A 23002-nucleotide genomic window follows, 5' to 3' on the forward strand; every position below is an offset into this window, starting at 1 on the left:
ACGGCGGGCGTACGGCAGCGGAATCCGGCGCCGGGCCCGGGCCGGTTTCCGGTCCGGCCCGGGCCTGCTTCCGGTCAGGCCGAGCCGCGGACCACCAGGCGGGTCGGGGTGATGACGGAGGTCGGGCCGGGCCGGACCGGCGCCTCGGTGCTGCCGGAGAGCCGGCGCAGCAGGAGACGGGCCATCAGGCGCCCCATCTCCTCGATGTCCTGCCGGACGGTGGTGAGCGGTGGCTCCGTCCACGCGGCGATCTGTTCGACGTCGTCGAAGCCGACCACGGCGACGTCCTCGGGCACCCGGCGGCCGGCGTCGCGGAGCACCCGGAGGGCGCCCGAGGCCATGGCGTCGGAGGCGGCGAAGACGGCGTCCAGGTCGGGCCTGCGGGCGAGGAGTTCGGCCATCGCCCGGCCTCCGCCGTCGGCGGTGAAGTCGCCCTCGGCGATCAGGTCGGCGTCGCCGTCGGGCAGCAGGTCGCGGTAGCCGTCCAGCCGGTCGAGCGACGAGGTCTGGTCGAGCGGGCCGGTGACGGTGGCGATCCGGGTGCGGCCGATCGACCGGAGGTGCTGGACGGCCAGCCGGGCCCCGCCGCGGTTGTCGCTGTCGACGTAGACGAGGTCGCGGTCGGTCTCGGCGCCCGGCCAGCCGGGGCGTCCGCCTATCACGAACGGCAGGCCGACCCGGCGGGCCATCCCCGGCAGCGGGTCGCTGTGGTGCAGCGAGAAGAGCAGGGCGCCGTCGACGTGCCCGCCGGCGAGGTAGCTGCCGACCCGCTCGTAGTCGGCCTGGTCCTCGATGAGCAGGAGCACCATCTGGTTGTCCGCCGAGGACAGCTCGCGGCTGATGCCGCGCAGGTGCTGGGCGAAGAACGGGTCGGAGAACAGCCTGCTCTCCGGTTCGGCGACGACCACGGCGACCGCCCGGTTGCGCCGGGTGACCAGGGTGCGGGCGGCGAGGTTCGGCACGTAGCCGAGCTCCTCGACGGCCCGCTCCACCTTCTCGCGCAGCGAGGCCCGGACGCCGGCGCCGCCGTTCACCACGCGTGACGCCGTGGCGCGGGAGACCCCGGCCAGCTCGGCGACCGACTCCAGGGTGGGTCTGGGCGGGTTGCCGCCGGACTCGGCACGGGCCGTGGCTCCGGGCGACGTCTCGGCCGCGGGGGCTGCGGCGGAGGACGCGGCGCCGGTGGACTGGTGCTGCGACACCTGGGCTCCTCTCGCGGAACTGTTCGTCTCAGAGCCTAACGGGTGCGGGAGGCGGATGAGAGCGCTCCCAGAAGGCCGGGTGCCCGGAAGGAGCGTTCCGTGCACCCGGACGGCCGCCCCCTGCCGGGAGCACCCCGGCGGGCACGCCGCACGGTACCGGCGTACCCGCTCCGGCCGTCCACGGCAATGTCCGAATCCCGCCAGTCGGGCCGGTGGTGATGGCGCACACTGGAGGACGTGATCGACGACGAGACCAGATACCGGGCGGTGGACAGCCGCGACGCCCGCTTCGACGGGGTGTTCTTCACAGCGGTCCGAACCACCGGCATCTACTGCCGGCCCAGCTGTCCCGCGGTGACCCCGAAGCAGTCCAACTGCACCTTCTACCCGAGCGCCGCCGCCGCACAGGGCGCAGGCTACCGCGCCTGCCGCCGCTGCCGCCCCGACTCCGTACCCGGCTCGCCCGAATGGAACCACCGCGCCGACGTCGTCGGCCGCGCCGTACGCCTCATCGGCGACGGCGTCGTCGACCGCGAGGGCGTCGCCGGCCTCGCCGACCGCCTCGGCTACAGCGCCCGCCAGCTCCAGCGCCAGCTCACCGCCGAACTCGGCGCCGGTCCGCTCGCCCTGGCCCGCGCCCAGCGCGCCCAGACCGCCCGGCTGCTGCTCCAGACCACCCCCCTGCCCGTCACCGAGATCGCCTTCGCGGCCGGTTTCGCCTCCGTCCGGCAGTTCAACGACACCGTCCGCGAGGTGTACGACCGCACCCCCAGCGGGCTGCGCGCCGAGGGCGCCCCCGGCCGCAGGACGGCCGTCCCGCCCGCCACCCCCGGCACGATCGCCCTGCGGCTCGCCTACCGCGGCGCCCTCGACAGCGCGCACCTGCTGGACTTCCTCGCGCTGCGCGCCGTGCCCGGCGTCGAGGAGGTCGTGCCCGGCGACCGTCCCGGGGTCCGCACCTACCGCCGCACCCTCGCGCTGCCGTACGGCCACGCCGTCGCCGAGATCGACGGCCTGGCCACCGCGGACGCCCCCACCCGCGGCTGGCTCGACTGCCGCCTCGCCCTCACCGACCTGCGCGACCTCACCACCGCCGTCCACCGGCTCCGCGCCCTGCTCGACCTCGACGCCGACCCCGACGCCGTCGACGAGCAGCTCGGCCGCGACGGCGCCCTCGGCCCCGCCGTCCTCGCCCGCCCCGGGGTCCGCTCACCCGGCCACGTCGACCCGCACGAACTCGCCGTACGCGCCGTCCTCGGCCAGCAGATCACCGTCGCCGCCGCCCGCACCCTGGCCGGCCGCCTCGCCGAACGCTACGGCGCCGCCCTCCCCGCGCCCGGCGGCGGCCTCCACCTGCTCTTCCCCACCCCCGCGGCGCTCGCCGAGGCGGAGGACGGCGACCTCGCCATGCCGGACGCCCGCCGCCGGGCCCTGCGCGGCCTCTGCGCCGTCCTCGCCGACGGCACGCTCCGGCTCGACCCGGGCGCCGACCGCGAGCAGGCCGCCGCCGACCTGCTCGCCCTGCCCGGCATCGGACCCTGGACGGTCGGCTACCTCCGCATGCGGGCCCTGGCCGACCCGGACGTCTTCCTGCCCGGCGACGCCGGGGTCCGCCACGGCCTCCAACGGCTCGGCCGGCCCGGCGACCCCGCCTCGGCCGACACGGCGGCCCGCGCCTGGGCGCCCTGGCGCTCGTACGCGGTGCACCGGCTCTGGCTCGCCGCGGCCCTGCCCGCCGGGCCGCCCGTGGTGCCGCCAGCGGTGCCGCCAGCGGTGTTGTCCGTGGCATCGTCCGCGGTCGACGGCGGGCCCGGACCCGCGGCCCGGACCGCCGCCGCCCGCACCCGCGCGACGCGCAGGAACTCTCCGGAGGCGACGGTATGACCACGGTGTTCACCACCATGCCCAGCCCGCTCGGGCAGCTCCTGATCACCGGAGAGGCGGACGGCCCCGGCCCGGCCGCGCTGACGGCCGTCACCGCACCCGGCCAGCGCGGAGCCCCCGCGGCCCCCACCGCCGACTGGATCCCCGACCCGGAGGCGCTGGCGCCGGCCGTGGCGCAGCTCACCGCCTACTTCACCGGCGACCTCACGGAGTTCGACCTGCCGCTCGCCCCGGTCGGCAGCGACTTCCGCCAGAAGGTGTGGGCCGCGCTCGACGACATCCCCTACGGCAGCACCGTCACCTATGGCGGGCTCGCCGACGCCGCCGGCCTGCCGCCCTCCGCGGTCCGCGCCGTCGGAGGAGCGGTCGGCGCCAACCCGCTCCTCGTGATCAGGCCCTGCCACCGGGTGATCGGCGCGAGCGGGGCACTCACCGGCTTCGCGGCCGGCGTGGAGCGCAAGCGGTGGCTGCTGGACCTGGAGCAGGGCGCCACGCTCTTCTGACGGCAGCGGAGACCGGGACGCGGGTGGGGACACGGGCCGGGGGCCAGGGACACGGGCCGAGGGGGACACGGGCTGGGCGGCCGGTCGGCGCCAGGGGGGGCGGGAGTCAGACCGGCGGGCGGCCGTCCGGGGTGTCGCCCGCCAGCGCCCGGGCCAGGTGCTCCAGCCCGGGCAGCGCACCCATGACGGCGTCGCGGTCGGCGATCGTCAGGCTCTCCAGCGCGTCGGCCAGCCGCCGCTCGTGGGCCCGGCGCCAGTCGAGGAGCTGCCGCTTGCCGGCCGGTGTCAGGGCGATCCGAGCCGTACGACGGTCACCCGGGTCGGCCTGGCGGTCGACGAAACCGGCCTCCAGCAGCTTGCCGACCAGCCCGCTGACGGTGTTCGGGGCCAGCCGCTGGCGCGCCGCCAGCTCACCGACCCGCATGGGGGCCACGGCGAGCGTCTGCAGCAGTTCGACCTGCGCCATCGGCAGCGACTCCCAGGGGTAGTCGGTGCGGATGCTGCTCCGCAGGGCCCGGCGCAGCCTGGTGATCACGTCGGTGAGCAGCTGCGCCCGCTCGATGGCCAGGCCCTCCTCGATCGCGGAGAACCCGGACACGGACGACGGCAGGGGCGGTGTGCGCGGCACGGACGGTGCGGACGGCGCGGGGTGGTACGGCTCCGACATGGCGGACAGCGTATCGGCTCCCACCTGGACGTCCGCCGGCCTGTGGATCTCCGCCGGATCCGCCCGGCGGAGGACGCCCCGACGGGTGTCGGCGGGAGCGGTCGTCCGCGTCGAGGCGCGGGGTTCGGTGGCGGAGCAGTTCGTGTCGGCCGCCGAGGCAGGCGGCTCCTCCGCCGACGTGCACGGCTCGGTGGGCGAGCTGTTCGCCTCGGCAGTGGGGTGTTTCGGCGGCCGGTCGTCTCGGTAGCGGGTCGTCTCGTGCGAGGACAGGGTCTGTCACCGAACATATCGGTGACAGAGCTACCATCCTCTCATGCCGCCGCCGTCGCATCCGCCCGTCCCGCGCCAACCCGGCCCGCACCGCCGTACCCATCTGCTCGACGGTGTGCTGCTGGCGGCGGAGCGCCCCCGGCCCCGTTGCATCGCGACCTGGCGGCACGCCCACTGGCTCACGGTCGCCACCGTCTGCCTCGGCGCCTTCCTCGGACAGCTCACCGCGAGCATCACCGTGCTCGTCTTCCCCGCGCTGCAGGACGGCTTCCACGCCGGGTTCGCCGCCGTGGAATGGGTCGCGCTCGCGTACCTGCTGGTCCTCGTCGCGCTGCTGGCGCCGGTCGGGCGGCTGTCCGACTCCGTCGGACGCAAGACCGTGTACCTGGGCGGCTTCGCCGTGTTCGGGCTCGCCTCGCTCGGCGCGGGCTTCGCCACCGGCCTCTGGGTGCTGGTGGCCTGCCGGGCGGTCCAGGCGGTGGGCGGCGCGATGATGCAGGCCAACAGCGTCGCCCTGGTCGCCAGAGGAGTCCCGGCGACGGCCATGCGCGCGGCGCTCGGCGTCCAGGCGGCCGCGCAGGCCCTCGGACTGGCCCTCGGCCCGACCGTCGGCGGGCTTCTGGTCGCCCGGGCGTCCTGGCGGTGGGCGTTCTGGGTCAACGTCCCGATCGCCGTCGTCGGCCTGGCGGCCGGCCTGCTGCTCCTGCCCCGCAGCCACCCGGACGCCGCCCGGAGCGGCCGCGCCCGCCCACGGACCCCCGAGCCCCTGCCCGTACCCGAGCCCCCACCCGTACCCGACCCCCCGCGGACCCTCGGCCCCCCGTGCACCCCCGGGCCGCCGCTGCCCGCCCCCGGGCTCCGGGTGCGGCCTGCGCCCCGGGCGGCGCCGGGGGAGTCCCGTTTCGACCTCGCGGGCCTGGTGCTGCTGGCCGGGGCCTCCTCCGCGCTGCTCCTCGCGCTCTCCACGGCCTCCGGTCTGCCGCTGCCGGGATGGGCGGTCGTGGCGCTGCTCGCCGTCTCGGCGGTGCTGTGCCTGGCGCTGGTACGGCAGGAGCAGCGGGCCGACCGTCCGGTCGTCCCACCCGGTCTGGTCAACACGCCGCACATCCGGGCGGGCCTGCTGGTGGCCCTGGCCGGTTATCTCCTGCTCTTCTGCCCGCTGGTGCTGGGCCCCGTCATGCTGGCCGCGGCCGGTGTGCCGGCGGCGACGGCGGGCCTGGTGATCACCGCGCTCCCGGCGGCGTTCGCGGTTGCCGCGACGCTGGGCGGCGCGCTGCTGCCCCGGGGGTGGCCGGACGGGCGGCGCGGGCGCGTCGGTGCGCTCGTCGCCGCCGCGGGCCTGTCCGGGCTGGCAGTGCTGCCGGTGTCGGCGGTGCTGTCGCCGGTGCCGCTGGCCGTGGCGGGCTTCGGGCTGGGGCTGCTGCTGCCGGCCAACAACGCGGTGGTGATGAGGGCCGTTCCGGCGGAGAGCGCGGCGGTGGCGGGCGGCATGGTCAACATGGTGCGCAGTCTCGGCACGGCGCTGGGTACGGCCCTTCCGGTGCTCGGCGTGCACGTGGCCGGGGCGGGCGCCGGCGGGCGGGCGGTCCTGCTGCTGCTCACCGGCGTGGCCGTGGCGGCGGTGCGGCTCTGTGCCGTCCCGGGCCGCGGTTGAGGCCGTGCCCCGGGGCGGCCGGAAAGGCCGGAGGGCGGTCCGGACCCGTGGGTCCTGACCGCCCTCCGCCCGCGGGTGTCTCAGCTCTTCGGTGCGGCGCCGCGCTTCGCCAGCATCGAGGTCATCAGGTCGATCTCCGACTGCTGCCCGTTGACCATGCTCAGGGCGAGCCGCTTCTCGACGTCGTTCCTGGCCACGTCCACGTAGCCCTGGGCCATCGCCAGCCCGCCCTTGTGGTGCTCGATCATGAGCTGCAGGTACAGCACCTCGGCCTGGGTGCCGCTGAGCTTGCGCAGCTCGGCGAGGTCGGTGTTGGTGGCCATGCCGGGCATCAGCGAGCCGTCGTGGGCGGTGTACGTGTGGCCCATCCACGCCATGGGGGCCGTGGGGGTGCTCTGGGTGAGGCCCCACTGGTCGAGCCAGCCCATCATCATGCCGCGCTGGTTCGCCTGGGTGTTGATGATGTCGAAGGCGAGGTTGCGCACGTCGGCGGCCTGGGTGCGGTCGCGGACGATGAACGACATGTCGATGGCCTGCTGGTGGTGGGTGGCCATGTCGCGGGCGAAGCCCGCCTCGGGCGAGTCCGTCGACGGCGTGGCGGAGGTGGACGAGCCACTGGCCGAGGTGCCGCTCGCGACGAGCGCGGGCACGCCGAGGCAGAGCGCCACCACGGCCGCGAGCGCCGCGGGCCACCAGAGCATGCGCCGCGACCGCCGGCCCGGGCCGCCGGACTCCTCGTCCGGGCGGCCGGTCACGGCGTCGTCGGTGCTGCCCGTCACATCGCACCCGTGCTGCAGGACGCGCCCGGTTCCTGGGTCTGCGGGCCCTGCACGTACTTGGTGAAGAACTTCTCGACCCGCGGGTCGCTGGCGCTGTCCACGGTCAGCTGGGTGCCCCAGGCGGTGAGCGTGATGGTGCCCTTCTCGTCCGGGTAGGGGCTCATGAGGGTGTAGGTCGTGGCCTTCACCTTGGCCGACAGGGTCTTGATGTCCTCCGCGGACGCCTTGGCGTTGTAGGTGACCCAGACGGCGCCGTGCTCCAGCGAGTGCACGGCGTTGCCGTTCTCGACGGGCTTGTCGTAGACGGTGCCCATGCAGTCGAGCCAGACCGGGTTGTGGTCGCCGCCGACCGGCGGGGTCTGCGGGTAGTCGACCTTGGTCTCGACGTGGTTGCGCGAGAGGTTGTCGAAGGTCTGCACGCCGTCGATGGGGGCCGCGGCGGCCTTGGCCTTGGCGTCGCGGTCGTGCTTGGCGTCCAGGGCTATCCAGGTGCCGGCGCCGATCATGCCGGCGACCAGCGCGCCCGCGACGCTGAAAGCGACGATCTTGTTGCGGCGGTCACGGCGCTGCTCGGCCGCCCGGAGTTCGGCGATCCGGGCCTTGCGGTCGGACTGCCGGTCGGCCTGGCTCGGCCGGCTGCCGGGGTTGCCGGAGGTCTGCTTGGACTGCTTCGAGGCGGAACCCATGTGATGTCCTTGTCCCCGCGGTGCCTTTCGGGCACGGCGGTGGGGCGAGAGATGGTGGGGGCGGCGGAGCCGCGGGCACGACCGGAGGCGCGGACCTGGTGCGGTCCGGCCCGGGCATGTCCGGCGGTGGGTTCCGCTCAGGACCTGTGGACCTGCAGGACGTGGAGGTCGGGTGCGGGGCCGGACGCGTCCGGCGTGTCGACCGGCGGCGCGGGCGGCAGCGCCCGCACCGTCACGAGCTGCGGGAGGGTGACGGCCACCGGCTGCGGCGGCGCGTTCGGCAGCTGCGCCTGCGGGCCGTTGAACGGGTGGCTGCTGCAGCCCTTCCCGGGGAGCGGGTGCCCGTCGTCGGCGGCGCACCAGACGGGCGGCTCACCGCTCCCGTGCACCCACGACCCGTCCGCGTGCCCGGTGACGGGGGCCGTGGCGGCATCCGTCGCGTGCGGGCCGGCGGTGGTGACCGGAGCGGCGTGCCGGGTGGGCAGGCCCACGGCCTTCGCGGCGCCCGCGCAGGGCAGCACCGCCAGCAGACCGGCGACCAGCAGCGCCCACAGCAGCACCACCGGGCGGCTGCCCGTGCGGACGGGCCGCCCCGGCTCGCCGGTGGCGGATGCTGACACGCTCATGCGCACATATTAATCAGCCGAAGGAGTGAAATGGTCCCCCTGATGGTCCTCCGATCCAGGGCCGGACGGCCTTCCGGCGCTCCGGCCCCGTCCGCCCGGCGGGCCCGCGCACCCCGTCCGGCCCGGCCCGGCGGCGCTCTCCCGTCCGGTGCACCGGCCTGAACGCCCGGTGGCCTGAACACACCGCCTCGCGCCGTGCGCCCCGCCCGGCGGGTGCCCGGTGTCGCCGAATGCCGGACACCGTCGTTCTCCTTGGGGAGAATGACCGTCGAGTCCGGCACATCGGTCCGCTCGGCAGACGGCAGATACGGCACGAGGAGCCGCCACGTGAGCAACCAGGACGTACCGCCGCACCATCGGCCGGAGGACGGCTGGTGGCACTCCGTCTACGCCGGGCCCGCCGGAACCCTCCCGGACGCCCCCGGCCCCGCGGGCGGGGAGGGCAGCGTCGACGAGTGGTTCGACACCGCAGCCGGACTGATCTCCCACCCGCGCGCCGCGGACCCTCCGCCCGCACCGGACACCCCCGCGGGCCGGCCCGCCGAGGGCCCGCCGGAGCGGACGCCGCAGCGGACGCCGCAGGAGGACGTGGAGCCGGCGCCCGCCGCGACGGCGCCCGGACCGGCCAGCGTGGACGACTGGTTCGACACCGCCGCGGGCGTCATCGCCCCCCGCACCGCTACCGTGCCCGCGCCCCCGGCACCGCCCCGGCCGCCCGCCGCGCCCTGGCCGCCCGTCGTACCCCCACCCGCGCCCGCATCCGGTTCCGGCGCCGGTTCGGTGGACGCTCCCGAGCCGCCGACCCTCGTGCTCCGTACGCTCGGCGCGCCCCACCCGGCCACCGGGGCCGAGGCCGTACCGGAGCCGCAGCCGGAGCCGGAACCCACGCTGAAGCTGCGCACGCTCACCCCGCAGACCCGGGCCACGGCACCCGACACCGCTCCTCCGCCCGCTCCCGCCCCGGAGCAGGTACCCATGCCGGCACCGACACCGGCACCGGCACCGGCCGTGGTGCTGAGCAAGCCCGAACCCGCGGCCCCGCCCCAGGCGCCCCCGGCCCCCGACCCGACCCCCGCTCCCGTCAGCGCCCCGGTTGTCCCGCCCGTACCCGCCTCGCCGTTCGGCCGGCCGCGTCCGGCCACCCGTCGGGGGCCGCTGGAGCCGCCCGTGCCGCACGTGGGCGAGCGGCCGCCGACGTACGGGCCGGAGCCGACCACGGTGCCCGCCGCGGAGCCGGACGACCTGGGCGCCGTCGCGTCGGACACCGTGCTGGACGGCGCGCAGTACGGGGCGGCGATACTGCGGGCGGCGTCCGTCCGGGGTGATTCGGCGCGTTTCCGGGGCGAGCCGCGCCGGGACGCCCTGCTGGTGACCCGGTTCGGCGAGGGCGAGGAGGGACTGCTGCTCGCGGTGGTCGCCTCGCCGGCGCGCGGCGGGGACGCGGTCGAGGGCGCCGCCGCGGCGGCGCACGCGGCCCGCATGCTGGCGGCGACGATCGGCCGCAACCGTGTCGAACTGACCGCCGACCTCCGCGCCGGGGCCCGCGACCGGCTGCGCTACGGCCTGCAGCGGCTGACCGCGGGTGCGGCGGCGCCGCTGCGCCCGCAGGCGGCGGCCACGGCCGAGGGGGAGTCCGGGATGCTGCACTGCCTGCTGGTGTCGCTGGACCCGGGGGCGAGCCACCGGGCGGCGTTCGGCACCGGTCCCGGCGGCCTGTACCTGCTGCGGTCCGGCCACTGGATCGACGCGTACGCGGCGCGTCTGCTGCACCAGCCGGACGGTGAGCCGCAGCCGGAGGCGGCGTCGCCGGTGGCGGCCCCGAAGCCGTTCCGCTTCCGGCTGGTCCCCGCGACGCAGGGCGACATCCTGCTGCTCTGCACGCCCGGCCTGGCGGGTCCTATCGCGGACGAGCCGGCCGTGGCGCGGTTCCTGTCCGGTCACTGGGCACACCCGCACCCGCCGGGCACGGTGGACTTCCTGCGGCAGGTCCAGGTGCGGGCCAAGGGCTACGCCGACGACCGCACGGCCGCCGCCCTCTGGACGGAGTGACCGCAGGACACAGCGGGTGCCGGACGGAGCGACTGCCGGACGCGTGACCGCAGGACGCAGCCGGTGCCGGACGGTGTGACCGCGCCGGCCCCGGCCCGGCGGCCCGCGGCGGGTCAGCCGAGCAGTGCCGCCGCGGCGGAGGCGACCTGTGCCGCGGCGTCGGTCCGGTCGGCGCCGGGCAGGCCGATCGCCAGCGGCACGGCGAAGCCGTCCAGCAGCGCGCGGATCTGCCGGGCCCGGTCGGCCACGGCCGCCGGGCCGTCCCCCGCCGCGGCGGGCACCCGGAACACGCCCGAGGCGGCGCCCTCCTCGATGAGGGCGACGAGGTCGGCCTGCCAGGGCGTCTCGATCTCCAGCTGGCCCTTGCGGATCTCGGCACTGGCCGGTGAACGCCCCCACACCTCCACCCACAGGATCCAGCGCGGGTCGCCGGGGCCTTCGGGGAGGTAGAGCTCCGCGTACGCGGCGAGCCGCTGCCGCACGGTGAGGTCCGTGCGGGCGAGGGCCGCGCGGCGGCGTTCGCCGAGCTGCTCCTCGCTCCAGCGGAGCGTCTCCAGCAGCAGCTGGTCCTTGCTGCCGAAGTAGTAGAGGAGGTGGCCGGCGCTCATCCGGAGTTCGCGGCCGAGGCCGGCCATGGTGAGCTTGTCGAGGCCGTGTTCGGCGATCGCCGCCCGGGCGGTCGCGAAGACCTCCTCGCGGGGCCGTGCGGCCCGCCGCGCCCGTGGCTCCGCCATCAGTCCGACCTCCTGGACGCGTCCGGCCCCGGGCGGTCCGGCTCGACGTCCTCACGATACGGGGCCGCCCGCCCGGCCCCCGGTGCGGGAGGCGTCACCCGGAGGCCGCGGGTGCCGTCCCGGCGGCGGTGACGTCTGTGCCCCCGCCGTCCCGAGGGGGCCTGATCCGTGCGATCAGCCGCTCCGCGACCAGCAGGTTGACCAGCCACGACGTCCACGCCCCGCTGCCGTAGACCTGGTCGAAGGGCAGCCCGGCTCCGGACAGCACCGACAGCCACAGCCGGAAGGTGACCCCGGTGAAGATCAGCGCGTACGACCGGATCATCCAGATCCGGTGGCGCACCACCGCGCCCCGGCGGATGGTCACGAACCCTGCCGTGGTCGCGGCCAGCAGCAGGACGGCGAGCGCGGCGAAGCCGAGCGGGCCGACCGGCCCGGCCAGGCCGGTCGGCACGAGCAGCAGACCGCCCACCCCCGTCGCGAGCGCGCCGAGCACGTACACCCGGCCGACGAAGCGGTGCACGGCCGGGTGGCGGATCCGCAGCCGTGGCACGAACTGCCACGGGCCGAGGACCAGCGCGACCACGCCACCGCCGACGTGCAGCGTCAGAGGGGCGAGGTGGGCCAGGTACGTCGCCCGCTGCTCCGGCAGGAACGTCTCCGGGTCGAGCGTCAGGTACCGCGCGGAGAGCAGCGCGATCAGGGTGGCGAGCAGGGTGATCGTCACCCAGCCGGTGCGGCGGAGGAAGGAGGTCGAGGTGGGCATGGTCCGGACGCTACGGAGCGGGCCGCCCCGGCGGCGTCCCCCCGTCGGAGGCACCCGGCCCACCCCGCGGGGAGGACGCCGGGCGGGGCGTACCCCCACGGGGGTACGCGCCCTACGCCCGCGGGGCGATGTGCGGTGCCGCCGGGCACCGGTAGCCTCCGGGAACGTCACCGCTCGGCGGTGCGCGATCCCGCCGGACACGACCCCACCGGAGCAGTGATGACCCGCGCCACCCGGACACCGGCCGGCGCCCCCGCTGCCCTCGGTACGCCGTCCGGCCCGTCCGGAGCTCCCGGCACCGCCCAGGGCCTCCGCGTGACCGGCACCGCACGGGCCGCCGTGGCTGCCAGGGCGGCGGTCGCCGCGGGAGCCGTCCGGGCCGTCGCGCTGCGGGCCGCCACCGGGCCGCGCTCCGCGACCGCCGACGCCGTGCTCGCCGCCGCCTTCCTGGCGGCGATGCTCGTCGAACGCGTCGGTGCCGCACCACGGATCGGCGGTGCCATGCCTGCCGCGGTCCTGCTCAGCGCGGTGGCGGCCGGTTCGCTGGCCGTCCGCCGCCGGGCACCGCTGGCGGCGTACCTGGCCGGGTCCGCGGCGCTGTCCGCGGAGGCGCTGTTCGTCCTCGCCAGCCCGGTCACCCCCTACGCCAACCTGGTCGGGCTCTACTCGCTGGGGCTGTACGCCACGCGCCACCGGGCCAGGTGCGGCCCGGTGATCGTGCTGCTCGGCATGGCCGCGTACTTCGCCGGCGCCTCCGGCGCGTACGCGGGGATCCCCGCCGGATCCCTCTTCCTCTGGCTGCTGGCCTGGGCGCTCGGCTACGCGACGGCCCGCCGGCAGGAGGAGCGCGACACCGCCCGGCTGCTGATCCGCCGACGGGTCGCCGCGGAGGAGCGCACCCGCATCGCCCGGGAGCTGCACGACCTCGTCGGCCACACCCTCAACGTGATGGTCGTGCAGGCCGGTGCGGCCCGGCTGGTCCTCGCGCGTGACCCGGAGGAGACCCGTGCGCTGCTCGCGGGCCTGGAGGAGACCGGCCGCGACGCCCTCGACGAACTCGACCGGGTGCTCGGCCTGTTGCGCCGCACCGGGCCGCCGCCGGACGGGACGGGCCTGCAGCCCGGCCTGGCGGACCTGCCCAGGCTCGCCGCGCGGACGGGCCGGGCCGGTGTCGCGGTCGACCTGGCCGTCGACGCCGCCGCGGGTGACCTGCCGCGCACCCTGGACGTGTCCGCCTACCGGATCGTCCAGGAGGCGCTCACCAACACCGTCAAGCACGCCCGGGCCGGCAGCGCCGCCGTCGCCCTCCGCCGCACGGCCGGCACCCTCGACATCGTCGTCCGCGACGACGGCCGGGGTGCCGCGCCGGGATACACCCCCGGCCGGGGACTGCTGGGCATCGCCGAACGGGTCGCCGTGTTCGGCGGCACCCTGGAGCACGGGGGCGGTGAAGGGGGCGGTTTCCTGCTGCACGTCGTCCTCCCGGTGCCGTGACCGTCCGGGTGGTGCTCGCCGACGACGACGCGCTGCTGCGCGCGGGCGTGGCGCTCGTGCTCGGCACCGTCGAGGGCATCGAGGTGGTCGGGGAGGCCGGCGACGGCCTCCGGGCGGTCGAACTCTGCCGCACGCTCCTGCCGGACGTCGTGCTGATGGACGTCCGCATGCCCGGCGTCGACGGTGTGGAGGCGACCCGGCGGATCGTCACGGCCGGGCTCGCCACCCGGGTGCTCGTCCTGACGACCTTCCACCACGACGACCACGTGTGGGGCGCGCTGCGGGCGGGCGCCGCCGGCTTCCTGCTGAAGCGGGCCTCGCCCGAGCGGCTCGTCGACGCGGTGCGGGCGCTCGCCGCCGGGCAGTCCGTCCTCGACCCCGCCGTCACCGGCGACGTGCTCGGCCGCCTGGTCGGCGCGGCGGGGATCCCGGGGGCGGCCCCGGGACCGGCCGTTCCCGGGCCCGCCGCCGTGGACGGCGGCGAGGCCGAGCGCCGGCTGGCCCGGCTCACCGGACGCGAGCGCGAGGTGCTGCGGGCCGTGGCGGAGGGCCGGTCCAACGCCGAGATCGCCGAGCAGTTCGTGCTCGCCGAGTCGACCGTCAAGACGCACGTCAAGCGGATCCTCGCCAAGACCGGCTCCCGGGACCGGGCGCAGGCGGTCGTCCTCGCCTACCGCAGCACCCTGATGGCGGCTCCGGAAGGCTTCTGAACGCCCGTCGGGCGACCGGGAACCGGCGACCGGAGACCGGCGGCCGGAGACCGGCGACCGGGGCCGGTGACGGCGCCGGCCCCCGGCCGCCGCACGCCCCGGGGTCAGAACGCGGTGTCGTACGTGTAGTGCGCCGTGTGGTCGAGCATGTCGGCCGGCGTCGTGTCGTCCCACGGCTTCATGGTGGTGTGCAGGGAGACGATGTCGGGGGTCGGCGCGGTCGGCAGGTAGCCCTGCCCGGGGTGGCGGCGCTGCCACTCGGCCCACAGCTTGTCGATGAAGCAGTGGTGCAGCCAGAACACCGGGTCGTTGGGCGACATGCCGGTGCCCATGAGGCCGCCCACCCAGACGTGCACCCGGTTGTGCAGGTTGACGCCGCGCCAGCCCTCCAGCTGGTTGCGGAAGCCGGCGGAGGTGCTGTTCCACGGTGCGGCGTCGTACGTCGGCACCGCGAGGACCGACTCGACCTCGGCCCGGGCGGGGAGCTGGGCGACGGCGGTGCCGAGCGAGCGGCGGAGGTAGTCGCGGCTGTCGGGCCGTACGGTGATGCTCCACCGGCCGCCGGAGGCGGCGAACGGGCCGGTGGTGACCCGGTTGTCGCCGGGCCGGCCGTTGCCGCCGAGCAGGTCGTCCGCCCAGGGGCCGCCGGTGGTGGTGCGGTCCGCCGTCCAGTCCCAGTAGGGCAGGGTGACCTGCGGGTCGACGGACTGCAGGTCGCGTTCGAACGCGAGCAGGAACCTGCGGTGCCAGGGCAGGAAGGACGGCGAACGGTGGCCGGTGCGCGGGCCGTTGTCGGTGTCGCCGACGATGAACCGGTTGTGGGTGCTGACGTAGGCGTCGTAGCGCCCCGAGCGCTTGAGTTCGAGGACGGCGTCGGTGAAGGCGCGCTTCTCCGGGGCCGTGAGGGCCGCCTGGTTCCTGCGGACCGCCATGGGTGTCTCCTGGTGCTGTCGGGTGCTTTCGGGTGCTGTTGGTGCGGGGGAGTGGCGGTCGGTCAGGCGAGCGGGACGAGTGCGGCACCGTGCAGTTCGACGGCGGCGGCCCGGGCGAGGTCCCGTGGGGTGCGGTGCGGCTGGTAGTGGTTGACGACGCTGATCCAGGTGCCGTCCGCGTTGCGCATGACGTGGAGTTCCGCGCCGTCGACGAGCACGCGGTAGGCGGGGCCGTCGTGGTGGTGGTGCCCTGCGCCGGTGGCGGGACGGCCCTGGAGCCGGCGGCCGAGGTACGTCTCGTCGAAGGACCCGGGTGTGCGGGGCGCGGCGGGTGCGGCGGTCCCCGCGGCGACGGCGGGTGTGCCGCCGGGGCCGGCGGCCCCGAGGACGCCGGCGCCGACGGCGGCGGTGAGGGCGATGCCGGAGCCCTGGAGCATCCGGCGGCGGGTCAGCTCGGTCCGGTGACCGGTTCGGGACATGGGTGGTTCCCCCCTGGTGGAGCTGATCTGACGGTCGATCGGCCCTGGCATGCGCTTGTGGCATATGCAGGGGCCGTGCCGTCATGCTCGCAACGCCCGTGCGGGCGGGGGAACCCTCCATCAGCGGGGGCCGGTCGGCGGGCCGGAATCCGGACACCGGCCGGTACCCGACCGCGGTCAGCCGCGGCGGCGCGGGGAGACGGGCCGGGCGGCGGGTGCGCGACCGGCCGGTGAGGTGTCAGGCGGTCGGCGGCCGGGTGCCGTACTCGGCGGCCCAGCGGCTGCCGAGCAGCACGACGTCCGCGGTCTCCACGGCCCGGCCGGTGGCCTGGTCGTAGTAGGTGCGCTCGATCGCGAGCACCGGCGCGGCCGGGGTGGCGCCGAGCAGGGCGGCCTCCGCGCGGGCGGCGCCGCGGGCCGTCACCCGCTCGACGGGGATGCCGACCTCGATGCCGATGTGCCGCATGCGGTCGGCGACGCCGATGCCCGCGTACGGGCCGGCCTCCGGCAGCACGATCAGGGTGCCGCCGGTGACGGCCATCGGCTCCCACGAGTCGGCGAGCTGCACGGGCTCGCCGTCGGCGCGGTAGACGTACGAGGTGTGCATGACCGGGTCGCCGGCGGTGATACCGAGGCGGTCGGCGATCCGCCGGTCGGCGCGGGCGGTGGTGGACTCGCTGTCCCACCGGGCGTGGATGCCCTGCGCGGCGAGCACGGCCTCGGTCGGCGAGCCGCCGCCGGGTGCGACCCGAGGACGGCGTACGAGGAGGGGCCGCTCCTCCTGCGAGCGGACGTAGTGGCCGCGGCCGGGACGGGCCACGACCAGGCCCTCGTCGACGAGCACGGCGTACGCGCGCTGCCCGACCGTGCCGGAGTACCCGGTCTCCTCGCGGATCTCGGCGAGGGAGGGCAGGAGGGCGCCGGGTGCGAGTTCGCCGGACTGGATGCGCTGGCGGAGCTGCTCGGCCACCCGGAGGTACGGGGGCGGCGCACTGTCCTGACTCATCCCGGTCCTCTCACTGTGTGACGGCGAGGTGACAGAGTATCCGTCTGGCCCTAGTCTATTAGTACAGTGCCAGTCTGTTATTAGGGAAGTGGCGGTGCAGGTCAGCGTGCGTGCGAACGCCCTACGCGAAGCGCTCGAACGAGCCACCGGCGAGGTCTCCACCGCCACTGCGACCTCCCGCGGCACTGTCCGCATCACCGTTCCCATCCCGGAGCGGTGCACCGACGAGCAGTGGGCCGCGGTGCTGCGCGCCCTCATGTCCGTGCCGCGCTGGGGCGCGACGGACGGCTCCGGCCGCACCGAGGTCTGGGCCGAGATCAAGGAGGACCCGTGCTGACGCCCGCACCCGCACCCGTACCCGCCGCCCCCGTACCTGCCCCTGAGCCCGGCCACCCGCCCGGCGACCCGGCCGAGCCTCCCGCCCGGCCGGTTCCGGTCCCCGGTCCGGACCTCGTGCCGCCCTACCGCAGGTGCGGCCGCTGCAACCGCTGCCACGGCGGTGCCGGCACCCGTCCGGAGCCCGGCGACTGCTGGGCCGACTACCTCGACGCCGTCGCGGCGGCCCTCGTCCGTACGCGCCGGGGGAGCCGGTGACCGACGGTGCGGGCCGGCCCCGCTACGAGCCGTACGCGCTGCCGCTGGGCGACGGGCACGGCGTCTGGGACCACCTGCTCGGCAAGCGGGTCGAGCAGCCCGGCCTGGTGCACTCGCACTGGTTCCCGCGCCCCTCGCTCGCCCGCGCCTGGGCCGACCGCGAGAACGCCGCGTACGAGGCCCGCGTCCGCGCGCAGGCCCGGCTCCGGGGCGGTGCCGGGCAGTGCGGCCCGGCACCACGGCGCGGCTCCGGGGCGACCGGGCGAGCGGGGTGACCGGGGCGTCGTGACGACCGGCGGCCGGACGCGGGGCGGTGCGGAGCACGAACGGGCGGGCGCACGGGCGGGCGCACGGGAAGGCGGGCGAGGCCGCCCGGCCCCGCCCGTCTGCCCGCCCGTGCTCCGGCGTCAGCCCTTCGGCTGCTGCTGCGTGATGCAGTGGACGCCGCCCCCGTTGGCGAAGATGCCCCGGGCGTCGACGAGTTCGACCGTGCGGTCGGGGTAGGCCTTGCCGAGGATCGCGGCGGCCTCGGCGTCGCGCGGGTCGTCGAAGGCGCAGAGGATCACCGCGCCGTTGGCGACGTAGTGGTTGATGTACGAGTAGTCGACGGGCTCGCCGTCCTCGTCCACCAGGACGGTGGGGGCGGGGAGTTCGACGACCTCCAGCTGCCGCCCGCGGGCGTCGGTGGAGGCGCGCAGGATCGCCACGAGTTCCTCGCACACCGCGTGGTCGGGGTGCGAGGGGTCGGGCTGGACGTGTGCCACGACGACGCCGGGGCGCACGAAGGAGGCGACGATGTCGATGTGCCCGCGGGTGCCGAACTCGTCGTAGTCGCGGGTGAGTCCGCGGGGCAGCCAGATCGCCCTGGTGGTGCCGAGGTGGGCGTGCAGCTCGGCCTCGACCTCCTCGCGCGTCCAGTCGGCGTTGCGGCCCTCGCCGAGCTGCACGGTGTCGGTGACGAGCACGGTGCCCTCGCCGTCGACGTGGATGCCGCCGCCCTCGTTGATCAGGCGGGAGGCGAACCGCTGCACGCCGGTGAGTCCGGTGATGTGCTCGGCGATGTGCTGGTCGTCGTCCCAGCGGGCCCAGGACTGCGCGCCCCAGCCGTTGAAGATCCAGTCGGTGGCGGCGACGCCGCCCTCGTCGTCGATCAGGAAGCTCGGGCCGATGTCGCGCATCCAGGCGTCGTCCAGCGGCCGTTCGACGATCTCGACGTCGGCGGAGACGTACCCGCGGGCGTCCGCCGTCTCGCCGGTGTTGACGACGAGGGTCACCGGCTCGTACCGGACGACGGTGTTCGCGACCCGGGCCCACGCCTCGCGGGCGGCGTGCAGCTGATCGGCGCCGTCGAAGGTCGGGTTGGCGGTCGGGAAGGCCATCCAGGTGCGCTCGTGGGGGTGCCACTCGGCGGGCATCCGGAAGCCGGCGGCGGCGGGCGTGGTGCTGGTCATCTGCGTGAAGTCCTAAACGGTCAGAGGAAGTAGAGGCGGCTCAGGGAGACGCTGTCGGCGGGTTCGGAGCGCAGCGGTGCGCCGTCCAGCGAGACCAGGCCGGTGTCGGCTTCGACCTGCACGTGCCCGGTGCGGGCGTTGCGCACCATGTCGCGCGGGCCGATGCCGCGGGTGTTGCGGACGCCGACCCGCCGCCGGCGGGTGGGCATCCGGTCGCCCGCGACGTCGAGGTAGGAGGTCTCGGCGGCGGCCTGCGAGACGAAGGCCACGGACAGGTCGGCGGCGGTCGCGCCGTGCGCGCCGAACTGCGGTCCGAGGACGAGGGGTTCGCAGCGGTCGGTGGAGGCGTTGGGGTCGCCGGTGACGCCGTACGCGGGGAAGCCGGCCTTGAGGACGAGCTGCGGCTTGGCACCGAAGTGGTCGGGGCGCCAGAGCACGATGTCGGCGAGCTTGCCGGGCTCGATCGAGCCGACCTCGTGCGAGAGACCGTGGGCGATGGCGGGGTTGACGGTGAGTTTGGCGATGTAGCGCAGGACGCGCTCGTTGTCGTCGCCGCTCTCGGTGGTGCCGTATCCGCCGTCGAGCGGGCCGAGTTCGGTCTTCATCTTGCCGGCGAGGGCGAAGGTGCGGCGGACGGTCTCGCCGGCCCGGCCCATGCCCTGGGCGTCGGAGGAGGTGATGCCGATGACGCCGAGGTCGTGCAGGACGTCCTCGGCGCCCATGGTGCCGGCGCGGATGCGGTCGCGGGCCATGGCGGCGTCGCCGGGCAGGTCGACCTTGAGGTCGTGGGCGGAGACGATCATGCCGAAGTGCTCGCCGAGGGCGTCGCGCCCGAAGGGCAGGGTGGGGTTGGTGGAGGAGCCGATGACGTTCTCCACGCCCGCCATCTTGAGCACGTTGGGCACGTGTCCGCCGCCGCAGCCCTCGATGTGGAAGGCGTGGATGGTGCGGCCCTCCAGCACCCGCAGGGTGTCCTCGACGGAGAGGCACTCGTTGAGGCCGTCGGTGTGCAGGGCGACCTGCACGTCGTACTCCTCGGCGACGCGCAGGGCGGTGTCGAGGGCGCGGGTGTGGGCGCCCATGTCCTCGTGGACCTTGAACCCGGAGGCGCCGCCCTCGGCGAGCGCCTCGATCAGCGGGGCCGGTTCGGAGGAGGAACCCCGGCCGAGGAAGCCGATGTTGACCGGCCAGGCGTCGAAGGCGTTGAAGGCGTGCCGCAGCGCCCAGGGGGAGTTCACGCCGACGCCCCAGACCGGGCCGAACTCCTGGCCGATGATCGTGGTGACGCCGGAGGCGAGCGAGGCCTCCATGATCCGCGGCGAGAGCAGGTGGACGTGGGTGTCGATGGCGCCGGCGGTGGCGATCATGCCTTCGCCGGAGACGATCGTGGTGCCGGTGGAGACGACGACGTCGACGCCGTCCATGGTGTCGGGGTTGCCGGCGCGGCCGACCGAGACGATCCGGCCCTCGCGGATGCCGATCGAGGTCTTGCGGATGCCGAGCACGGCGTCGATCACGACGACGTTGCTGATCACGACGTCGCAGGTGTCGCGGACGGCGACGGCCTGCAGGTGCAGGCCGTCGCGGGCGGTCTTGCCGAAGCCGGCGAGGAACTCGTTGCCGGGCTCCTGCGCGTCGGACTCCACGCGGATGATCAGGCCGCTGTCGCCGAGCCGGATGCGGTCGCCCGCGCGGGCGCCGTGCACGGAGATGTAGTCGTGCGGGGTGATGGCGCTCACGAGTCGACCTCCGAGTCGTCGAAGCCGGTCAGGTAGCCGGTGGCGCGGGCCTTCTCCAGTGCGGCCTCCTTGGCGCCGGGGGCGTCCAGCGGACCGTCGACCAGGCCGGCGAAGCCGATCGCGACCCGGGCGCCGCCGATCGGCACCAGGCCGACCTCGACGGTCGCCCCGGGGTCGAACCGCACCGAGGAGCCGGCGGGCACGGCCAGGTGGGTGCCGTAGGCGGCGGCCCGGTCGAAGGCGAGCCGCGGGTTGGCCTCGAAGAAGTGGAAGTGCGAGGTGACGGAGATGGGTACGGCGGCGGTGTTGTGCACGGGCAGCACGACGGTCTCCTCGACGGGGTCGTAGCCCTCGCCCGGCCCGGCGAGCGCGGCGCCGGGGGCGTCCTCGCCGAGTGAGCCGGTGCCGCGGAACGGGTCGTCGACCACGGCGAGCCGGGTGCCGTCGTCGAAGACGGCCTCGACCTGCACGACGGTGACGACGTCCGGCACGCCGGGCAGCACGTCGTCGGCGGTGAGGACGCTTCGTCCGGCCTCGACGGCCTCGGCGAGGCGGCGGCCGTCGCGGGCGGCCTCGCAGACGGCGTCGGCGATGAGCGCGGTGGCCTCGGGCACGTTGAGCTTCACGCCGCGGGCGCGGCGGGCGCGGGCCAGCTCGGCCGCCGTGAAGATCAGCAGCCTGTCCCGCTCGGTGGGCGTCAGTCGCACGGTTCCTCGCTCGGCCGGTCGTGGTTAGAACGTCGTTCAAACATCCTCGGCCATTGAACCCGGCCGGGGCCTGCGTGTCCAGCGTTGCTCGCCCGGGCGCGCGCTGCCCGTCGGGCGGGGCGGGATGCGGGTGGCGCCGTGTGTCAGGGGCCTGATATATCTATGTCAGGGCCCTGATATGCATCAGTGTCCATACATGAAGCGCCCACCCGTAGAGGCGTCCGTGCATGAAGCGCCCGTCCGTGAGGCACCCGTGCACGGGCACGGCCGTCCGTGCGGCGGCCGTCCGGGCCGTCCCGAGGAGCACCCCCATGCGCGCAGTCCGCTACACCCGCACCGGCGGGCCCGAGGTCCTCGAACTCGCCGACCTTCCCGCCCCGGCCCCCGGCCCCGGCGAGATCACCGTCGACGTCACCCACGCCGGCATCCACTTCGCCGACGTGATGTTCCGCCGCGGGCAGTTCCCGGTCACCCTGCCTGCCGTGCCCGGCCTGGAGGTCGCGGGCACCGTCGCCGCCCTCGGCGCGGGCGTCCACGGCCTGCGCGTCGGCCAGCCCGTCGCCGCCGTCCCCACCGGCTTCGGCGGCAACGCCGAACGGGTCGCCACCCCGGCCGCCACCGCCGTCGCCCTGGACGGCCCGCTCGCCGGGCTCGACCCGCTGCACGCCGCCGCCACCGCCTGCAACGCCACCACCGCCGTCGGCACCCTGCGCGGCGCGGCCCGCACCGGCCCCGGCGACCGGGTGCTCGTGCTCGGCGCCGCCGGCGGCCTCGGCGCGCTCCTCGGCCGTCTCGCCACCGCCCACGGCGCCGCCCTCACCGTCGGCGCCGCAGGCACCCCCGAACGCGCCGCCGCGGCCGCCGCCCACGGCTACCACCACACCCTCACCTACGCCGAACTCGCCGACCGCACCGCCGAACTGACCGGCGGACAGGGCTTCGACGCCGTCATCGACACCGTCGGCGGCGAACTGCGCGGGGCCGTCCGCCCGCTGCTCGCCGTGTTCGGCCGGCACGTCGTCATCGGCAACGCCGCCGACCGCGACACCACCCTCGCGGCGAACGAGGTCTGGTACGACAGCTTCACCCTCGCCGGCTACAACATGGGCGGCGTCCTCTCCCGCCGCCCCGACCTCTTCCGCGCCCACCTCGCCGAGGGCCTGCGTCTGGTCGCCGACGGCACCCTGCGCCCGCACGTCGAGGAGATCGGCTGGGACGGCGTCGCCACCGCCCACGCCCGCCTGGAGGGGCGCACCGCCACCGCCAAGTACGTGCTCCGCACCGGCTGACCGGGCACCGCCCGCCCCGCGACGGCAGCGGTCCGCACCCGGCGCGTACGGGCGGGCGCGTACGGGCGGGCGACCGGCCCCGGCCATACTGGTCGGGACCGCGCCGCCAGCCGAGGAGTGTCATGACCGCCGACCCCGCCGAGCTGCTGGCCGGCCCCGCGGGGGCCCGGCTGCGCCTGGGCCTGGAGCTCAAACACGCGGAACAGGCCATGATGGCGGCCAAGGCCGAGGCCCTGCGCGGCCTGGGCCTCACCGTGCCGCAGTACGCGGTGCTGCTCCAGCTCGCCGAGCGGCCCGACGGCATGTCCGGCGCCCAGCTGGCACGCGGCGCCGCCGTCACGCCCCAGACCATGGCCGGTGTGCTGGCCGTCCTGGAGGGCAAGGCCCTGATCGGTCGGAGCCCCTCGGACCTGCACGCCAAGGTGCTCGTCACCCGCCTCACCGAGGCGGGCCGCACCCTCCTCGCGGAGGCGGACGTGCGCGCGGTGGGCGTCGAGGCCGCCCTGTGGGACGCCTTCGACGGGCCGGAGCGGGAGCTGTTCCGGGCCTTCCTCCGCCGCGCCACCGGGGCCCTGCAGCAGGACTGACCCGGGCCGCCCACGGCGCCCGCGGGGCGCGGGCGGTTCGCCGCCAAACCTCCTCGCGTACGCCGGACGGATCACGGCGCCGCCCCGAGCCCCGCTTCACGCCGGGTGGCCGGGGATGCACTGTTGGGGACGTTCCGGAACGGGCATGAGGATGTTCGACGACTGGACGCCGTCCGGAGGGGGACCGGATGGGC

25 protein-coding genes are annotated in these 23002 nt (G+C 76.0%); 12 read left to right on the top strand and 13 right to left on the bottom strand.

Annotation, left to right across the window (positions count from 1 at the left end; translation table 11 throughout):
• Positions 1-74 precede the first annotated feature (74 nt).
• The gene (locus tag SNE206_RS07840; protein ID WP_407912732.1) at positions 75-1088 is read right to left on the bottom strand and encodes a LacI family DNA-binding transcriptional regulator; all 1014 of its coding nucleotides are present in this window, start codon (positions 1086-1088) and stop codon (positions 75-77) included.
• Positions 1089-1439: 351 nt separating this feature from the next.
• Here SNE206_RS07840 and SNE206_RS07845 point away from each other — a divergent pair, with 351 nt between their 5' ends.
• Together SNE206_RS07845 and SNE206_RS07850 are read left to right on the top strand one after the other, a co-directional pair.
• On the top strand, positions 1440-3086 hold the full coding sequence (locus SNE206_RS07845; RefSeq protein WP_407912631.1) for a DNA-3-methyladenine glycosylase 2 family protein: 1647 nt from the start codon (positions 1440-1442) through the stop codon (positions 3084-3086).
• A complete protein-coding gene (locus SNE206_RS07850) occupies positions 3083-3589 on the top strand; it encodes a methylated-DNA--[protein]-cysteine S-methyltransferase (protein ID WP_407912632.1) in 507 nt (168 codons plus the stop codon). Before SNE206_RS07845 ends, SNE206_RS07850 begins: the two co-directional genes overlap by 4 nt.
• A gap of 106 nt (positions 3590-3695) precedes the next feature.
• On the opposite strand, the gene SNE206_RS07855 is transcribed toward SNE206_RS07850, so the two are convergent.
• Positions 3696-4256 carry a MarR family winged helix-turn-helix transcriptional regulator gene (locus SNE206_RS07855; protein ID WP_407912633.1) on the bottom strand — a complete coding sequence of 187 codons (561 nt, stop codon included), beginning with the start codon at positions 4254-4256 and terminating at the stop codon, positions 3696-3698.
• On the opposite strand from SNE206_RS07855, the gene SNE206_RS07860 reads away from it, so the two are divergent.
• Entirely contained in the window at positions 4255-4503 is a 249-nt protein-coding gene (locus SNE206_RS07860) for a hypothetical protein (RefSeq protein ID WP_407912634.1), read from the top strand. The two genes, SNE206_RS07855 and SNE206_RS07860, sit on opposite strands and share 2 nt — an antisense overlap.
• A gap of 66 nt (positions 4504-4569) precedes the next feature.
• Positions 4570-6180, top strand: coding sequence for an MFS transporter (locus SNE206_RS07865; RefSeq protein ID WP_407912635.1), 1611 nt, complete (start codon positions 4570-4572; stop codon positions 6178-6180).
• Between the two features lie 80 nt (positions 6181-6260).
• Here the strand turns inward: SNE206_RS07865 and SNE206_RS07870 are convergent, their stop codons facing one another.
• The 3 genes from SNE206_RS07870 to SNE206_RS07880 form a co-directional block, all read right to left on the bottom strand.
• Positions 6261-6881 (bottom strand): DUF305 domain-containing protein, encoded by a 621-nt coding sequence (locus tag SNE206_RS07870; RefSeq protein WP_407912733.1) that lies wholly within the window; start codon positions 6879-6881, stop codon positions 6261-6263.
• A 74-nt stretch (positions 6882-6955) separates the two neighbouring features.
• On the bottom strand, positions 6956-7645 hold the full coding sequence (locus SNE206_RS07875; RefSeq protein WP_407912636.1) for a DUF3105 domain-containing protein: 690 nt from the start codon (positions 7643-7645) through the stop codon (positions 6956-6958).
• A gap of 137 nt (positions 7646-7782) precedes the next feature.
• Positions 7783-8271, bottom strand: a complete 489-nt coding sequence (locus tag SNE206_RS07880) for a hypothetical protein (protein ID WP_407912637.1) — start codon at positions 8269-8271, stop codon at positions 7783-7785.
• Positions 8272-8598: 327 nt separating this feature from the next.
• Here SNE206_RS07880 and SNE206_RS07885 point away from each other — a divergent pair, with 327 nt between their 5' ends.
• The gene (locus SNE206_RS07885; protein ID WP_407912638.1) at positions 8599-10320 is read left to right on the top strand and encodes a hypothetical protein; all 1722 of its coding nucleotides are present in this window, start codon (positions 8599-8601) and stop codon (positions 10318-10320) included.
• Between the two features lie 113 nt (positions 10321-10433).
• On the opposite strand, the gene SNE206_RS07890 is transcribed toward SNE206_RS07885, so the two are convergent.
• Together SNE206_RS07890 and SNE206_RS07895 are read right to left on the bottom strand one after the other, a co-directional pair.
• Positions 10434-11054, bottom strand: a complete 621-nt coding sequence (locus SNE206_RS07890) for a TetR family transcriptional regulator C-terminal domain-containing protein (RefSeq protein WP_407912639.1) — start codon at positions 11052-11054, stop codon at positions 10434-10436.
• A 94-nt stretch (positions 11055-11148) separates the two neighbouring features.
• Positions 11149-11820: a DUF2306 domain-containing protein gene (locus SNE206_RS07895; protein WP_407912640.1), complete on the bottom strand. Its 672-nt coding sequence runs from the start codon at positions 11818-11820 to the stop codon at positions 11149-11151.
• A gap of 219 nt (positions 11821-12039) precedes the next feature.
• On the opposite strand from SNE206_RS07895, the gene SNE206_RS07900 reads away from it, so the two are divergent.
• Both SNE206_RS07900 and SNE206_RS07905 read left to right on the top strand, forming a co-directional pair.
• Positions 12040-13314 carry a sensor histidine kinase gene (locus SNE206_RS07900; RefSeq protein ID WP_407912641.1) on the top strand — a complete coding sequence of 425 codons (1275 nt, stop codon included), beginning with the start codon at positions 12040-12042 and terminating at the stop codon, positions 13312-13314.
• Positions 13311-14024, top strand: a complete 714-nt coding sequence (locus tag SNE206_RS07905) for a response regulator (RefSeq protein WP_407912642.1) — start codon at positions 13311-13313, stop codon at positions 14022-14024. The genes SNE206_RS07900 and SNE206_RS07905 overlap by 4 nt, the downstream gene beginning before the upstream one ends.
• Before the next feature lie 104 nt (positions 14025-14128).
• Here SNE206_RS07905 and melC2 read toward each other — a convergent pair whose 3' ends face one another.
• The 3 genes from melC2 to SNE206_RS07920 all read right to left on the bottom strand — a co-directional run bounded on the left by melC2 (position 14129) and on the right by SNE206_RS07920 (position 16441).
• The gene (gene melC2, locus SNE206_RS07910; protein WP_407912643.1) at positions 14129-14956 is read right to left on the bottom strand and encodes a tyrosinase MelC2; all 828 of its coding nucleotides are present in this window, start codon (positions 14954-14956) and stop codon (positions 14129-14131) included.
• A 62-nt stretch (positions 14957-15018) separates the two neighbouring features.
• Positions 15019-15435: an apotyrosinase chaperone MelC1 gene (gene melC1 / locus SNE206_RS07915; protein WP_407912644.1), complete on the bottom strand. Its 417-nt coding sequence runs from the start codon at positions 15433-15435 to the stop codon at positions 15019-15021.
• A gap of 238 nt (positions 15436-15673) precedes the next feature.
• Positions 15674-16441 carry a GntR family transcriptional regulator gene (locus tag SNE206_RS07920; protein ID WP_407912645.1) on the bottom strand — a complete coding sequence of 256 codons (768 nt, stop codon included), beginning with the start codon at positions 16439-16441 and terminating at the stop codon, positions 15674-15676.
• 94 nt (positions 16442-16535) lie between these two features.
• Between SNE206_RS07920 and SNE206_RS07925 the strand changes: the two genes are divergently transcribed.
• Genes SNE206_RS07925 through SNE206_RS07935 form a run of 3 tightly spaced genes read left to right on the top strand, consistent with a single transcriptional unit; the run spans position 16536 to position 17310 of the window.
• A complete protein-coding gene (locus tag SNE206_RS07925; protein WP_407912646.1) occupies positions 16536-16778 on the top strand; it encodes a hypothetical protein in 243 nt (80 codons plus the stop codon).
• Positions 16772-17035 carry a hypothetical protein gene (locus tag SNE206_RS07930; RefSeq protein WP_407912647.1) on the top strand — a complete coding sequence of 88 codons (264 nt, stop codon included), beginning with the start codon at positions 16772-16774 and terminating at the stop codon, positions 17033-17035. Before SNE206_RS07925 ends, SNE206_RS07930 begins: the two co-directional genes overlap by 7 nt.
• Positions 17032-17310 (top strand): hypothetical protein, encoded by a 279-nt coding sequence (locus tag SNE206_RS07935; protein WP_407912648.1) that lies wholly within the window; start codon positions 17032-17034, stop codon positions 17308-17310. Before SNE206_RS07930 ends, SNE206_RS07935 begins: the two co-directional genes overlap by 4 nt.
• A 132-nt stretch (positions 17311-17442) precedes the next feature.
• Here the strand turns inward: SNE206_RS07935 and SNE206_RS07940 are convergent, their stop codons facing one another.
• The 3 genes from SNE206_RS07940 to SNE206_RS07950 are packed head-to-tail and all read right to left on the bottom strand — an operon-like array spanning position 17443 to position 20932.
• Positions 17443-18486, bottom strand: a complete 1044-nt coding sequence (locus SNE206_RS07940) for an agmatine/peptidylarginine deiminase (RefSeq protein ID WP_407912649.1) — start codon at positions 18484-18486, stop codon at positions 17443-17445.
• 20 nt (positions 18487-18506) lie between these two features.
• Positions 18507-20225 carry an urease subunit alpha gene (locus SNE206_RS07945; RefSeq protein WP_407912650.1) on the bottom strand — a complete coding sequence of 573 codons (1719 nt, stop codon included), beginning with the start codon at positions 20223-20225 and terminating at the stop codon, positions 18507-18509.
• The gene (locus tag SNE206_RS07950; RefSeq protein WP_407912651.1) at positions 20222-20932 is read right to left on the bottom strand and encodes an urease subunit gamma; all 711 of its coding nucleotides are present in this window, start codon (positions 20930-20932) and stop codon (positions 20222-20224) included. Before SNE206_RS07950 ends, SNE206_RS07945 begins: the two co-directional genes overlap by 4 nt.
• A 311-nt stretch (positions 20933-21243) precedes the next feature.
• Here SNE206_RS07950 and SNE206_RS07955 point away from each other — a divergent pair, with 311 nt between their 5' ends.
• Positions 21244-22221 (top strand): zinc-binding alcohol dehydrogenase family protein, encoded by a 978-nt coding sequence (locus SNE206_RS07955; protein WP_407912652.1) that lies wholly within the window; start codon positions 21244-21246, stop codon positions 22219-22221.
• Between the two features lie 122 nt (positions 22222-22343).
• Positions 22344-22808 (top strand): MarR family winged helix-turn-helix transcriptional regulator, encoded by a 465-nt coding sequence (locus SNE206_RS07960; RefSeq protein ID WP_407912653.1) that lies wholly within the window; start codon positions 22344-22346, stop codon positions 22806-22808.
• The last annotated feature ends 194 nt before the right edge of the window (positions 22809-23002 follow it).

This window comes from Kitasatospora sp. NE20-6 (assembly GCF_045862635.1).